Consider the following 14,100-nt stretch of genomic DNA (forward strand, 5'->3'; position numbering starts at 1 on the left):
AATGAATAAATCATTAAAGTTTAAACTATTTATTGATGGTAAATGGGAGGAATCAATCTCGAATGTAACGGAAGATATTCTTAACCCTTCTGACGAATCGGTGGTGGGTACAATAAATATAGCGGTTATAGAAGATGCCGAAAAGGCTCTTCAAGCGGCTACAGTGGCACAGAAGTTATGGGGAAAGTGGCCCGCTAGGAAAAGGGCGGAGTTGATGCGTAAGTTTGCACAAGAGATCAGGGATAACAAGGATTTCTTAGCTCATCTTTTGGTTAAGGAGCAAGGCAAATTAATCTCATGGGCCTATGGGGAGGTAGAGGCTACTTCAACCTTTATAGAGTATGCTTGTGATTGGGCACGACAGATTGAAGGCGACATTTTGCCGTCCGATAATGCAGATGAGCAGATTTGGATAAAGAAGGTTCCTAGAGGTGTGGTGGTAGCCATTACAGCTTGGAATTTCCCATTGGCTTTAGCAGCAAGGAAAATAGGGCCCGCTTTAGTCGCAGGTAATGCTGTGGTGCTAAAACCTACCCCTGATGCTCCATTAGCTACATTGGCACTTTGCGATATCGCTAATAAAGTAGGAATTCCTGCTGGTGTGCTAAACATGATAACTGGCGGTGTGGAAGTAGGTAAATATCTAGTAGAAAGCCCAAAAACTAAAATGATAACCATGACAGGTAGTACGCCTACCGGCCAGGCTATTTTTCGTTCTGCCGCCAATAATTTGGCCCATGTTCAGCTCGAGTTAGGAGGGAAGGCTCCATGTATTGTTTTTGAAGATGCGGATTTGGAAAAAGCGGCTATTGGTGCATTGCATTCCAGATTCGATAATTGTGGTCAGATATGTACATGTAACGAACGAATGTATGTCCATGAAGACGTATACGATGAGTTTATGGAAATATTCATGGCTAAGGTTAGAGAGCTAAAGCTCGGTGACCCTATGCTGGACGCTACCGATATTGGGCCTAAAATGAATGCGGCAGGTGTAAAGCAGTTGGAGGCTATCGTGGAAGAGAGTATAAAGGATGGTGCTCTCCTATTATATGGCGGTAAGAAGCCAGAAGGAAAGGGATTTGAAAAGGGCTATTGGTTTGAGCCCACCATTTTGGCGAATGTTAGGCAGGATATGAAAATTGTTCATGAAGAAACCTTTGGGCCAGTTTTGCCAATCATAAAGTTTAAGGATTTTGATGAGGTGGTAGGTTACGCCAATGACAGTGAATTTGGTTTAGCTGCCATGGTTTTCACCAATGACTTAAAAAAGATAATGCAGTTGCAGGATGAACTGGAATTTGGTGAAATATATATCAATCGTGGTCACGGAGAGCAGCACCAAGGCTTCCATAATGGACTTAAAATGAGTGGTACAGGCGGGGAAGATGGCAAGTATGGATTTGAGCAGTATTTAGAAAAGAAAACTTTTTACGTAAAATATTAATTGATAGTGGCTTCTTTAATTAAAAACATCGAGACTCGCTTATTTGAGGTGCCTCTTCCAGAAGTGCTTTCAGATGCCAAACATGGAGATCATTTTCATTTCGAATTAGTTACCTGTACCATTACGTTAGTAGATGGAAGCGAAGGGACTGGTTATACGTATACAGGAGGAAAAGGCGGACATGCTATTAAAGCCATGATTGAGCATGATTTTGGAATGGCTCTTATAGGTAGGGACGGTGATGATATTGCGGGTATTTATGATTTTCTAGAATGGCACATACATTATGTGGGTCGTGGAGGTATTGCTTCATTTGCGATTTCTGCTGTTGATATTGCTTTATGGGATATTCGTTGTAAAAAAGCAGGGCAACCGCTCTGGAAAATGGCTGGAGGAGCTGGCAATACCTGTAAGGCATATTGCGGCGGTATAGACCTCATGTTTCCTTTAGAAAAATTATTGAATAATATAAAAGGCTACTTGGCCGCAGGCTTTAGTGCGGTTAAGATTAAGATTGGTCGTGAAAACTTAGAAGAAGACATTGAGCGTATCAAAGCCGTGAGAGAATTGATTGGTCCAGAGGTTATATTTATGGTGGATGCCAATTATTCTATGTCTGTGGAAAAGGCCATTGAAGCGGCTAATGCCTTCAAGAAATATAATATTCTATGGTTTGAAGAGCCTACTATTCCAGATAATTATAAAGGTTATACTGAAATAAGCAAAGCGACGGGAATGCCATTGGCTATGGGAGAGAATCTCCATACCATTCACGAGTTTGAGTATGCTTTTGAGCAATCCAACCTTTCTTTTATTCAACCAGATGCATCTAACTGTGGTGGCATAAGTGGTTGGCTAGCGGTGGCTGAACTTTCAAGGGCCTACAAAATTCCAGTGTGCTCACACGGTATGCAAGAACTACATGTTAGCCTGATTTCTGCACAATCTAACAGCGGATGGTTAGAAGTTCACAGTTTTCCAATAGATCAATATACGCATCGCCCACTTGTGGTAGAGAATCAAAGAGCTGTGGCACCAGATGCTGCAGGTATTGGTGTAGCCTTCGATTGGGAGAAACTAAAGCCTTTTGAGAAATGATAAAAACATAAAGCCCTAAGCCATGAAAAAACTAATTGTACTCATCTTTTTATTTCAATCTTTTTTAATTTCTGGTCAATCTTCCATTCAACAATGGGAAGTGAAAGACGTTCCTGTTGAAATTGATTTCCCAAAAGGAAGTAATCCTTTTGATTTAAATATTGAAGCTTATGTAAAGGGCGAAAATAGCAGTCAAACGATCCCCTTATTTTATAACGGTGGTAAGGAGTGGATTCTTCGGTTTTCATCAGCCCAAACAGGAAATTATACTTATCAGGTTTTAGGGGATTGGAAAGTAAAATCCAATGCTAAAGGTGAAATAAAGGTAAATGAAAATAAAAAGGAAGATCGGCATGGAGCAGTGGTGCTGAATCCCACCAACAAAAAACGTTTCTTTTATGAAGATGGAACTCATTACTTCAATTTAGCTTTTGAGTGTGATTGGTTATTTGCTTTAGATTATAATCAAAAGGAGCTTAAAAAAACGGAGCAGCTATTAAACACCATTAAAGAAAATGGTCTAAACCAAGTGGTGATGAATGTGTATGCTCACGATGTCGTTTGGGAAAAAGACGCATTGTTAGAAAAACACCCGGAACATGAATATGGTGGCAAAATGGATATGTTTCCATTTTTAGGGAACAATGAAGAACCCAACTTTGAGCGGTTGAATACTACATTCTTTAAACACCTTGATAAGGTTATTGCTTCTTTGCACGACAAGGAAATTACGAGTCATTTGATGATTTATGTTTGGAACAAAGCCGTGAATTGGCCTGATATGAATACCGCGGCAGACAATCGTTATTTCGATTATGTGGTAAAACGTTACCAAGCATACCCTAACATGGTTTGGGATATCTCTAAGGAAGCACTTTTTTATGGAAGGGCGTCTGAAGAATATATTTTGGAGCGGATAGAAAGGCTAAGGAAGCTTGATAAATACGATAGAATTCTTTCGGTACATGATTATGGTTTTTGTTCTAGAAACCCAGAAAAGGTAGATTTTATTTCTAGTCAAAACTGGACAGGGACGCTGTACCATTCGATGTCAAATATGAATGAGAAATTCGCTAACAAGCCTGTTTTTAACATTGAACATGGTGGTTATGAAGAGTCGCCTTATGTCGTTTTTACAGGAGCCTATATTAATCCAGAAGTTTGTTTAAGAAGGAACTATTTGTGCCTTTTTGCTGGGGTATATTCTACGTACTATTGGCAAGGAACCTCCTGGAATGTTGTTATTCATAACCCATTTGAACAACCTTCAGACTTTATAAAACCTAAGTTTGAATATTATAAGCACTTAAAAGGTTTCTTTGAAAAGTATAACTTTAAGGACTTCTCGCCATACCCTAATGCTAATTCTAGTGGCTATTGTCTAAGAAGTGAGGATGAAAAAACGTTACTCTATTATTTCCCAAAAGAAAACTATCACATCAAGCTTTGGCCTGTTCTGAAAAATCTAAAAGGAACATTCACTTACCAGTTTTTCAATACCATTACTGGCGAGTATACCGAAGAGGATACCTATGAGAAAAAACAAGGAGATGGAATAAAGTCACCTTGGTATGAAAAAGAGGATGCCATATTAATCCTGAATATTAAATGATAGGACGGGTTTGGAAAGAATACTACGGGCTTTGTCTCCCCTTTGACTGAATACCTTAGATAAGAGAAATCAATGATACAGAATTCTTTTTTTGGCAATTATAATGATCAGGAAGTACGTCTGTATAGCTTGATAAACGCAAACGGTATGGAAGTCAAAATATCTAATTATGGAGCTACCATTACTTCTATAACAATCCCGACTGATAACGGAATAGATGAACTGGTGGCTGGTTTTGATTCTTTAGAAGGCTATTTTGGTGAAGCTTATAAGGAGAATTCTCCCTACTTTGGGTGCACGGTTGGCAGAGTGGCTTCTGTAATTAAGGATTCAAGTTTTATTCTCCATGGTAAAAAGTATGCGTTGAAGGCAAATGCAGGTTCTGACCAGCTGCACGGAGGTCCAGACGCTTTTGATAAAAAAATATGGAATGTCAAGGTATATGACAATAGCCTTGAAATGAACATATTTAGCCCTCATAGCGAAAATGGATTTCCTGGAAACTTAGACATCAGCGTTACTTTCAGTTTAGATGATAGTAATGCCCTTTCCATCAAATATGTAGGTCGCACAGACCAAGACACGCCTATTTCGCTTACAAATCACACCTATTTTAATTTAAACGGTTTTAAAGAAACCATTCATGGCCATAAGGCTCAAGTTAGTGCTTCTAGAGCTTTGGTAACGGATGCAGATTTTGCACCTATTGGGCCGGTTTTCAATGTGACCAATACACCTAGTGATTTTCAGGAGGCGACTTCCTTTTCTGAGGTTTTTGAAAAGGTAGAGACGGGCATACTTCAATATTACATTTTTGATGACCCGAGTAATAGCTTAAGGTCTGTGGCAAGTTTTGAAGAGGAAGTATCTGGTCGAAAACTGGAAGTTTTAACGACAGAACCTGGGATGCTTTTATACACGGGGTATTTCACCTCTAATGAGCTGAAAAGAGAAAATGGTATTGAGTATGGTAGTTTAAGAGCTTTTTGCTGTGAAACTAGTCGCTGTCCCAATGGTGTGAATGATGATAAACTGCCAGGAACTATAACTCGAGCAGGAGAAAAGTATCAAAGTGAAACGGTCTATAAGTTCACTTTTTGAAAAGAAAAATCAACCCTAATCTTATAAAAATATGTTAACTGGAATCTTATTTGCTCTATTCGCGGGTCTAACATTAGGGCTCTATGCCCTTCCCGAAAAGTTTACTAAGGACTTTGAATTTGAGAATACTTGGGGGCTTTTCTTTGCCATAAATATGTTAATAGTGCCACCACTGGCTGCATTTATGTTTGTGGATGGTCTAAATGATATAATTTCTTCATTGCCTATAAATGTTCTTTGGGGCATGGCTCTGGGTGGAATTCTCTGGGGTGTGGGTGTAATGATGTGGGGTAAGGCCATTAACTATGTTGGGCTTTCTTTGGGTTTTTCCATTTTCATAGGAACGGTCATACTAGTAGGTTCACTTATACCTTTTGCGGTGAATGGTTTGCCAGAAAATAATGTATTTCTGACTATTATGGCAGGTATTATGGTTGTTTTGTTTGGTGTTATTTTCAATGGAAAGGCAGGCATGTTACGGGAGAAAGAAGGGCTTTCTGGGAAGAAAAACATGTTTGCGGGTATTGTAATTGCTATTATTGGAGGCTTATTGGCAACGGGTTTTAGTTATGCCAATGCCGTAGGAGGTGAAGTAATAAGTCAAGCCAGTGAGGCTCAGGGAAACGCCTCTTGGGTAGCATCTGTGGTAATTATGCTTATCATTTATCTTTCAGGAGCTCTTTTTGTAATTCCTTACTTCATTATTCAGTTAAGTAAAAAGAACCTTTGGGGTAAATTTAGTACAGCAGCTTTAGGAAAAAATATTGGGCTGGCGTCTATTATGGCGGTTTTGAATTTTGTGGCCGGAGTAGCTTTTGCTTATTCTGCTTATTTGCTGGGTAAGATAGGTGGAACGGTAGGTTACGCCATTTATAACGCCGTGAGTGTGGGTGTGGCCATGTTTAGTGGACTAGTTACCGGCGAATGGCAATCTGCCAGTGGAGTAGCAAAGCGATTTTTATACATGGGATTGGCTGCCATGATAACGGGTGTAGTATTGATTGCTTTGGGGAATAGCTTTTAATCCGTTGAAAGAAAAAAGCGAAGCACTTATATTTTGCATAAATGCTTCGCTAATAAATCTAAAAATGGCTCTTACCAGTTGGTGTAAGAGCCGTCTCTTTTCTTCAATCTCGGTATATCCATCATGACAAATTCTGAGCTTAAGGATAGTTCTTCGTTGAATTCTACACCTAAGCCAGGGGAAGTTGGAATAGCGTATCTGGAACCTTCTAAAACAGGCTGTACAGGATAAAAATTAGGGTCATCAAAGCCAGGATTCGCCACCGGCGTATGAATTTCTTCTAAAAAAGCAAAGTTTGGGCAAGCCGCTGCTAAATGAATAGTAGCTGCAGTGCAGATGGGGCCAAGTGGATTATGGGGCATTAGGTCTATATAATGCGTCTCAGCCATAGCGGCAACTTTCATAGACTCGGTTAAACCTCCCACGTTACAAACGTCAATTCTAGCGTATTGTGTAATTCCTCTTTCTATAAAAGGTTGAAATTGCCATTTGCTAGCAAACTCCTCGCCGATGGCAAATGGTATATCTATCATTTTGCGTAAGCTTTCATAAGCCTCCGGCGATTCATCGCGAATAGGCTCTTCTATAAAATCAAGTGTACCTTTCGGCATTCTGTTCATAAAAGAAACGGTTTCTACAGGTGAAAGACGATGATGATAATCTATTCCTAGTGTTACAGATGTGCCAATCTCCTTTCTTAATGCTATCATCCATTCTGCCATTTTACTGATAGATTCTCTTGGTTCAAAAATGGAGCCGTCGCCTTCAGCTTCAAACTCTGCAGGAGCTAGTCTTAATACATTCCAGCCTTCTTTGACCAAGGATTTGCCCATAGTCATCAATTCTTCCTTGTTGGTAAACCTTAAGGAAGCAAAGCAGTCAACATAGTCTCGTTGTTTTCCTCCTAAAAGCTCATAGACAGGAACGCCAAGGGCTTTTCCTTTGATGTCGTAAAGAGCGATATCGATAGCAGAAATAGCTGCTGTAAGAACACGGCCTCCTTCAAAATACTGTCCGCGATATAGGTCTTGCCAAATGGCTCCAATTTGGAATGGGTCTTTGCCAATAATAGCGGCTTCAAAGTGTTTAATGGCACCCATGACCGCAAACTCTCTTCCTGTTAAGCCAGAAGTTCCCCATCCGTAAATACCAGAATCAGTGAGTACTTTGATAATGAGTGAGCTTCTACCGCCAATGTTGGTAGGGAAGCATACAACTTTAGTGATTTTCATTGAATTAAATAAAGGTTTAAATTTCTATTCTTTGAACTTTACCTACTATAAAAAGTAAAGATATAAAGCCCAAAATACATAGTCCCGAAATGAGTGCCAAGGCAGGTGCAAAGTCTCCGCCATCTACAAAATATCCTATGGCAATAGGTATGACCACAGCTGATAAGCCACCAATAAGATTAAACACACCTCCCACTAAGCCAATCAGATGTTTCGGTGCAATGAGTGAAACAAAAATCCAGCTTATTGATGAAAGGCCGTTACCGAAAAAGGCAATCGTAAGAAAAAGGATAATTAAAGGCGTACTGTCTGTATAGTTTGCTCCTATAATACACATGGATAATAAAAGGCCAACAAGCACAGGTGTTTTTCTGGCTAGTTCATTGGATAAGCCTTTCTTGATAAGTAAATCTGAGGTAAAGCCAGAAAGCAGTATACCGCAAAATGCCGCTAGAAAAGGAATGGATGCCAAAAAGCCTGATTTGATAAAGTTTAAACCTCTAAACTCTACCAAATAGGTAGGAAACCATGTCAAAAAGAAAATAGTGACTGAACCCATGCAAAATTGAGTGATATATAATCCCCAAAGTTTTTTATGCTGAAAGGCCTTGGCCAAATCTGACCAGTTCCATGGTTCGCTTTTGTTTTCTCTATGAATTCCTCCTCCTTCTTTAATTAAAGCCAATTCTTCTGGGGTAATACTTTTGTGTTTGTCAGGGTCGCGGTATAAAACATACCAAACTATGGCCCAAATTATGCCTATGATTCCTGAAATGACAAATAGTCCTCGCCATCCAAAATAAGCTTGTACGGTAGCTAGCACAGGGTATAAAAAAGCAAGGCCGATGTATTGGCCAGAAGTATAAATGGCAATGGCAGACGCTCGTTCACTTTCTGGAAACCAGCTACTCACGATGGAGTTATTACAAGGGTAGGAAGGAGCCTCAAAAACTCCAATAGCCGCTCTTAGCCCTATAAGTGCGGCAAAGGAGCTTACTAAAGATTGTAAAACGGTGACAATAGACCATAAGAGTAACATTATGCTATATAATAACCTTGGACGTACTTTATCCACTAAAATTCCACCCGGAATCTGAAGGGTGACATAAGTCCAGCCGAATGCTGAAAAAATGAGCCCCATCTGGACTTTGCTTAATTCTAGGGAATCTGTCATGGCAGATGCTGCCACAGAAATATTAGTCCTGTCTAGGTAATTAATAACCACCGTACCAAAAATCAAAGCCAATATTTGAAATCTCTTTTTTGAAATCATACTTTTTGTTAAATGCAAAAAAAAGAGAGGGTAGTCCCTCCCGTTTTAACATTTATTCAATCTATTCTTTTAATACTTAATATTGTTCTTAAAGCTCATTCTTATCTTAAAAGCATGAATTAAACTGTTCTAGGAAATTTAAATATTCATGTACTTTAACGTTTCCATTTTCTCAGAAGGGAGGATTCATATATTCTGAAATCACGGTCTCTGTGAGGTCAAATAAATAATCGTTGCTAGCTCGGTTTTCTTTAATGACACTTCATAAGAATAGAACATCTCAAAAATCATATAAAATAGGGGTAAAGTGAAGTTTTTTAACTGATTAAAAACTGAACATGGACTAAGGTTTTGACCGAAGGGTTATTAAAAGGGTTATAAATAAGTTGCTGTCTATGCCTTTAACATAGTAGGTGGTAGAAAGCAAGATCATAAATAGAGGGGATGGTACTGCGTAAATTAAGGTAATCAAATATGTTGAGAGACTTTTGGAGTAAGATTTATGACCCAATTATAAGTGGCAGCATTGAATAACATATTGTAAGAATTTTCAAACGTTCAAGTCGGCCTTTCTCCTTTTGATATCAAGTTTTGTGACAACGACTACTGCTTGCCTAAAAAATGCTGTTAGGTCTACAATTAAGAAAAGTAAGTTTTATAAAAGGTGTCCTAAGCACTAATTGTATAATTTCAATAATTTATTATCTCTCTCGATTTTATTAAGATGCTACTTATGAGCCCATTATCGACTTTGACTGCTGTTATTTAAAATAATTCTAAATAGTTTTGAAAGTTTAACGTCTCTGCTCTACATTTGTGCCTTATTTGTAATTGATCTAAATAAAACCAATGAAAAATATAGGATTCTACTTTTTACTCTTAAGCACATTAATTTTTGCTTCTGCAAAAGCACAAGAAATTCCCACTGAGATAGTATCTAGTATCGACACTTCAATTATTGACTTAAATGAAGTGATCATTTCAGCGAATATGTTTTTTGGAAGTAAAGCAAATACAATAAACAGAACAGGTTCGGCTTATTTCTTATCTTCCCAAGAAATAGCCAAACAAGGTCACACAGATATAGCAAGAATGCTTGCAAAGGTTCCAGGAGTTAATTCTTATGACGAAGATGGGTTCGGGTTGAGGCCGAACATTAGTCTTAGAGGAGTTTCAGCAGAAAGAAGTGCAAAAATAACAATCATGGAAGATGGTGTATTAATTGCTCCCGCTCCATATAGTGCCCCAGCGGCTTATTATTTTCCTATGGCTCAGCGAATGAATGCAGTAGAGGTTCTTAAAGGATCTAGTCAAATAGAATTCGGGCCTTTTACAACCGGAGGGGCAATTAATATGGTTTCAGCTCCTATTCCAAACAGTAAATCTGCTGGAAAGGTAAAAGCTAACTACGGAAGTTTTGGAAATAGGAATTTGAGTTTGAGATTCGGCCAGAAATTTGGGCAGTTTTCTTATGTATTGGAAGGTTATAATCAAGGATCAAATGGTTTCAAAGAACTTCCTGTTGGCGAAAGAAATACAGGTTTTAATAAGAGTGATATTCTAACAAAAATTAGATTCAACACAAAGGAGCATAAGACTAATTCACAATCGATTGAGCTTAAAGCCCAATATTCTAATGAACTTTCAGATGAAACTTATCTTGGTTTAACCACAAAAGATTTTGAGCTTAATCCATTCATTCGTTATGCGGCATCAGCTAATGATGAGATGAAAGCGGAACATTTTCAGTTGATGGCTACACATACCATCGATTTGGGCAATTCTTTTAGAATTACCACAGTGGCCTATAGAAATACGTTTTCTAGAAATTGGTATAAACTCAATGATGTTGTTGTGAATGGTACCAAAACTGGAATTGCCTCAATCTTAAACAATACAGCGTCAAATGAAATTGCTTTTGGGTATTTAAGAGGAGCAGACTCTCCTGTAAATACTCTATTGCTTAAAAACAACAATAGGAAATATGTTGCTCAAGGGGTTCAGACTAAGTTGGATAAACATTGGAGCACAAATAAGATCAGCCATGATTTAGAAATTGGAGCACGGGTACATTACGACGAAGAAGATAGGTTTCAATGGGTAGATGGCTATCAAATGAATGAGGGTAATCTTAGTTTGACAAATCCTGGTGTTCAAGGTACAGATGCCAATCGCATTAGTTTTGCCAATGCTGCTTCAAGTCATATTTTATACAGATTTACCTTATCAAAAAAACTCACTATTGCTCCTGGAGTGAGATATGAAAACATCAAACTTGGTCTCGAGGACTTTGGCAAGTCGGATGTCGAAAGAAATGGGCAAGATTTAAAAACGAAAGAAAACAATGTTGACCAGTTTATTCCTGGGATAGGCGTAAACTTCAAACCTAATGAAGCGATCGCAGTGTTTTCAGGAGTACATAAAGGTTTTTCCCCTCCAGGGGTTGATGAGGGCAGTTTACCTGAGTCCAGTATCAACACAGAGTTGGGAATTAGAGTTTCCAAAAATGGCTTCTACGGTGAATTGGTAGGCTTTAATAATAATTACAGCAACCTTCTTGGGAGTGATTTAGCAGCAAGTGGAGGTACTGGATCGCTAACGCTTTTTAATGCAGGAGCTGTCAGGGTTAATGGTATTGAAGCCATGGTAAATTATAGTTTGAAAGTTGGCCAAAATAAAGATGTCATTATTCCTTTGGAATTCAGCTATACCCAAACAAACTCTAAGTTCCTTAGTGACTTTTCGAGTTCTGAGGAGATTTGGGGAAAAGTTACATATGGTGACCAACTTCCTTATATTCCGGTTCATCAGTTTTTTACGACTATTGGTATTGAGATTAACCAATTTACAGCTCAACTGACGGGTCGATACAACGGAGCTATTCGTACTATCGCTGGATCGGGTGAAATACCAATAGAGAGCTTGGTAAAAGCTTACTTTGTCTCGGACTTTGCTACCAAGTATCAATTGAATGAGAAATTGCAACTTAACGTGAACATCAACAATGTGTTTAATAATCACTATCTAGTTTCACGTGTTCCTTCTGGTTTAAGGCCTGGTTTACCTTTTAGTCTGATGGGCGGATTTGAGTTTAGCTTTTAAATTAAAGGGAAGACATTCTTGATTCCAAACAATACAAGAGTATGACAAGTAGGTGGAAATAAGTTTAACCTTGTTTGTTTTAGGCAACACAATCAGGGTAAATGACATCTTTTTGATTTTTCAAAAACTTATTTAATAGCATATTATTTACTGAGGATCGGGAGTCGGGTTTGATTACGAAGATCTCATGGGTCAAGAGCAAAATCTGGGGGATGAGTTCTTTAAGCATAAATTTGACATAGTCTAAAAAGGGAGAATTCAATACTCCTGACACCTCTAAACCTAGATCTAAAAGCTTTGATTTTCGCATTGAAAGATTCTGCTGAAGCATTGGTACTTCTGTTATCAAAATAATTAAGAATAGTTCTGTAATGATGCTCAAATGTTCGAGCGATAGAATTAAAGGATTTAAAGCCTGCCTGCCTTACCTCTTCATGCCATTTAACTAGTCGTGCTAAACCATATACTTGATCCACTTTATGAACGAATTTTTCAAAACACGTTAAAGGAAAATTTACCATCATCAGGACATGGAGCCATAACCTCACCAGCAGATCCTGACCTTTTTTATCGGAATCAGAAGAATTATTCTACCCCAGGAAATCATAATAATCTAAACTATTTGGAAATATCAGCATGTAGCTTTACACAAGCTTACACAGACCCAAGTCTTTCAACGGCGGAAAAAGAAGAGCTAACCTCTGCATTAACAGATCTTATTGAAAATGATCATGACATAGCTAATGAGATGTTTCAAACATATACCAACCTTAAGCAGTTAGTAAGTCCATGCTCACAAGGTGAAGAAGACCGCAATTGCGATGCAGGAGGAAATTTAGCTTTAACGGTACTAGACGCACTAATAGGTGAAGGACTAGACCCAAATGAAGAACTGATGACTTTAAACAATCAAATTTATTTGGCAGAAAGCCCTCGCTGTGCAAGGTCTTCCGACCTTGTACGTGTGGCAGGCGGTCTTCCAGACCGATATTAAGGAATTTCTTATATTACAATCATGATTCAAAGTCAAACGAAAGGAGGATATCAAATTAAGGTGGTATTCATTTTCTAACATTTACTGTTGTAGATTGGTGTAGACGTTTTTAGTGTACCCTTTGGATATTGACCAGTGGTAGAATTCATCATATAGGTCATAAGACCTATCAACACCAATACGAGGTCAGGAAGACCTCGCACAGCGGATAAACTAGCTTCTGTAAATCCTGCTTTTACTATTGGTGAAAACATATATATCAATAGAAACGGCGGAATTAATGAAAGTCTTTCTCAAAAATTTAATTTGTTAAGTACCTTGTTATATGAGAACCAGCACAGACAAAATAATATTGATAAGGTTCCGAAAAGCTTTTTGACGCACGCATTAGTTTATATGAAGGAGGTTGAAAACCCCAATTTTGTTAATTGCACTGATGCAAAACAGATGTCAACGATTGTTGGTGTCGGTCAACGATTACTTCATCATTACAACGAACAAGGGAGAACCAACACCGCCGAGGCTGTTCTTATTCATAATATGGGCTTAGTCAGCACCAAAACGAGTGACAGAATCAGGTTAACTTACACATATCCAGCGGGTAGCAGGGAAACCATTAAAGATTATGGATTAGAAATTAGATTTAATGAAACATGGATTTCAAACGAAGATTATTTAAAGTATGACACGAGTATCAAAAATTACGGGGATTAGTATAATCCTAAGTATCGTTATTATTATGGTAAGTCCTAACCTTAATGCTATTCATGCATATTTTCAGCTACAAAGTGGTTACTGGCAAGTATTTAGTTATGACTTTACCAAGGGTGAATATACTAAACCATTCAAGGCTAATAAAATGACTTTAAATGGTGAAGTTACTAGTTTCCATTTTAGAAATGATACGCTTTTTTCTCCTAATGATGATTATTTGAGAATTTCATGGGGCAATAGGTTAAAAACTCCTTGGGGTAGTTTTAAGATAATTGATGTAAAAAAGGATACTATTGTCTATGCAATTTTCAGCAGGCCATATATAATTAAAGATACGATTGACAGAGAGATAAAAACCGACGTTCCAAATGCATGGGAAGTTCTTTATATGACGAAAATGAAAAACCCTATCTTGCATGAATTACCATCTGAAATTGAAACTTATATTGGTTATTAGGAGAATTTAGGTTGATTATATTCCCCTCAGCAGTGTCTCCTAAAAG

General features: G+C 38.1%; 13 protein-coding genes. 9 read left to right on the plus strand and 4 right to left on the minus strand.

The genetic code is table 11. From position 1 onward, the window contains the following. Position 1: 1 nt before the first annotated feature. From aldA to ACTBZY_RS05345, 5 genes are all read left to right on the plus strand, one after another. Positions 2-1,447 carry an aldehyde dehydrogenase gene (gene aldA / locus ACTBZY_RS05325; protein ID WP_463045303.1) on the plus strand — a complete coding sequence of 482 codons (1,446 nt, stop codon included), beginning with the start codon at positions 2-4 and terminating at the stop codon, positions 1,445-1,447. Between the two features lie 6 nt (positions 1,448-1,453). Continuing rightward, the gene (locus tag ACTBZY_RS05330) at positions 1,454-2,545 is read left to right on the plus strand and encodes a mandelate racemase/muconate lactonizing enzyme family protein (RefSeq protein ID WP_463045304.1); all 1,092 of its coding nucleotides are present in this window, start codon (positions 1,454-1,456) and stop codon (positions 2,543-2,545) included. Positions 2,546-2,567: 22 nt separating this feature from the next. Further along, the gene (locus ACTBZY_RS05335; protein ID WP_463045305.1) at positions 2,568-4,157 is read left to right on the plus strand and encodes an apiosidase-like domain-containing protein; all 1,590 of its coding nucleotides are present in this window, start codon (positions 2,568-2,570) and stop codon (positions 4,155-4,157) included. A 72-nt stretch (positions 4,158-4,229) separates the two neighbouring features. Continuing rightward, a complete protein-coding gene (locus tag ACTBZY_RS05340; RefSeq protein ID WP_463045306.1) occupies positions 4,230-5,258 on the plus strand; it encodes an aldose epimerase family protein in 1,029 nt (342 codons plus the stop codon). Positions 5,259-5,289: 31 nt separating this feature from the next. Then, positions 5,290-6,282, plus strand: coding sequence for an L-rhamnose/proton symporter RhaT (locus tag ACTBZY_RS05345; protein WP_463045307.1), 993 nt, complete (start codon positions 5,290-5,292; stop codon positions 6,280-6,282). Between the two features lie 71 nt (positions 6,283-6,353). Here ACTBZY_RS05345 and ACTBZY_RS05350 read toward each other — a convergent pair whose 3' ends face one another. Both ACTBZY_RS05350 and ACTBZY_RS05355 read right to left on the minus strand, forming a co-directional pair. Continuing rightward, the gene (locus tag ACTBZY_RS05350) at positions 6,354-7,514 is read right to left on the minus strand and encodes a mandelate racemase/muconate lactonizing enzyme family protein (RefSeq protein ID WP_463045308.1); all 1,161 of its coding nucleotides are present in this window, start codon (positions 7,512-7,514) and stop codon (positions 6,354-6,356) included. 16 nt (positions 7,515-7,530) lie between these two features. Next, complete coding sequence (locus ACTBZY_RS05355; protein WP_463045309.1) at positions 7,531-8,787, minus strand: MFS transporter; 1,257 nt, start codon at positions 8,785-8,787, stop codon at positions 7,531-7,533. Between the two features lie 849 nt (positions 8,788-9,636). Here ACTBZY_RS05355 and ACTBZY_RS05360 point away from each other — a divergent pair. Then, positions 9,637-11,889, plus strand: a complete 2,253-nt coding sequence (locus ACTBZY_RS05360; RefSeq protein ID WP_463045310.1) for a TonB-dependent receptor family protein — start codon at positions 9,637-9,639, stop codon at positions 11,887-11,889. Between the two features lie 221 nt (positions 11,890-12,110). Here the strand turns inward: ACTBZY_RS05360 and ACTBZY_RS05365 are convergent, their stop codons facing one another. Continuing rightward, a complete protein-coding gene (locus tag ACTBZY_RS05365; RefSeq protein WP_463045311.1) occupies positions 12,111-12,365 on the minus strand; it encodes a transposase in 255 nt (84 codons plus the stop codon). Between ACTBZY_RS05365 and ACTBZY_RS05370 the strand changes: the two genes are divergently transcribed. Continuing rightward, positions 12,341-12,883 (plus strand): hypothetical protein, encoded by a 543-nt coding sequence (locus tag ACTBZY_RS05370; protein WP_463045312.1) that lies wholly within the window; start codon positions 12,341-12,343, stop codon positions 12,881-12,883. The genes ACTBZY_RS05365 and ACTBZY_RS05370 overlap by 25 nt on opposite strands. Before the next feature lie 74 nt (positions 12,884-12,957). Here the strand turns inward: ACTBZY_RS05370 and ACTBZY_RS05375 are convergent, their stop codons facing one another. Beyond that, the gene (locus ACTBZY_RS05375; protein ID WP_463045313.1) at positions 12,958-13,137 is read right to left on the minus strand and encodes a hypothetical protein; all 180 of its coding nucleotides are present in this window, start codon (positions 13,135-13,137) and stop codon (positions 12,958-12,960) included. 22 nt (positions 13,138-13,159) lie between these two features. Here ACTBZY_RS05375 and ACTBZY_RS05380 point away from each other — a divergent pair, with 22 nt between their 5' ends. Together ACTBZY_RS05380 and ACTBZY_RS05385 are read left to right on the plus strand one after the other, a co-directional pair. Next, on the plus strand, positions 13,160-13,597 hold the full coding sequence (locus tag ACTBZY_RS05380) for a hypothetical protein (RefSeq protein ID WP_463045351.1): 438 nt from the start codon (positions 13,160-13,162) through the stop codon (positions 13,595-13,597). Then, positions 13,566-14,054 carry a hypothetical protein gene (locus ACTBZY_RS05385; protein ID WP_463045314.1) on the plus strand — a complete coding sequence of 163 codons (489 nt, stop codon included), beginning with the start codon at positions 13,566-13,568 and terminating at the stop codon, positions 14,052-14,054. The genes ACTBZY_RS05380 and ACTBZY_RS05385 overlap by 32 nt, the downstream gene beginning before the upstream one ends. The last annotated feature ends 46 nt before the right edge of the window (positions 14,055-14,100 follow it).

The sequence above is a fragment of the Arcticibacterium sp. genome (assembly GCF_055134445.1).

Excerpts from the sequence above, each read along its gene's own strand:
- ACTBZY_RS05360 (WP_463045310.1), top strand. The coding sequence starts at position 9,637 with ATGAAAAATATAGGATTCTACTTTTTACTCTTAAGCACATTAATTTTT.
- ACTBZY_RS05375 (WP_463045313.1), bottom strand. The coding sequence starts at position 13,137 with ATGTTTTCACCAATAGTAAAAGCAGGATTTACAGAAGCTAGTTTATCC.
- ACTBZY_RS05340 (WP_463045306.1), top strand. The coding sequence starts at position 4,230 with ATGATACAGAATTCTTTTTTTGGCAATTATAATGATCAGGAAGTACGT.
- ACTBZY_RS05355 (WP_463045309.1), bottom strand. The coding sequence starts at position 8,787 with ATGATTTCAAAAAAGAGATTTCAAATATTGGCTTTGATTTTTGGTACG.
- aldA (WP_463045303.1), top strand. The coding sequence starts at position 2 with ATGAATAAATCATTAAAGTTTAAACTATTTATTGATGGTAAATGGGAG.
- ACTBZY_RS05385 (WP_463045314.1), top strand. The coding sequence starts at position 13,566 with ATGACACGAGTATCAAAAATTACGGGGATTAGTATAATCCTAAGTATC.
- ACTBZY_RS05350 (WP_463045308.1), bottom strand. The coding sequence starts at position 7,514 with ATGAAAATCACTAAAGTTGTATGCTTCCCTACCAACATTGGCGGTAGA.
- ACTBZY_RS05345 (WP_463045307.1), top strand. The coding sequence starts at position 5,290 with ATGTTAACTGGAATCTTATTTGCTCTATTCGCGGGTCTAACATTAGGG.
- ACTBZY_RS05335 (WP_463045305.1), top strand. The coding sequence starts at position 2,568 with ATGAAAAAACTAATTGTACTCATCTTTTTATTTCAATCTTTTTTAATT.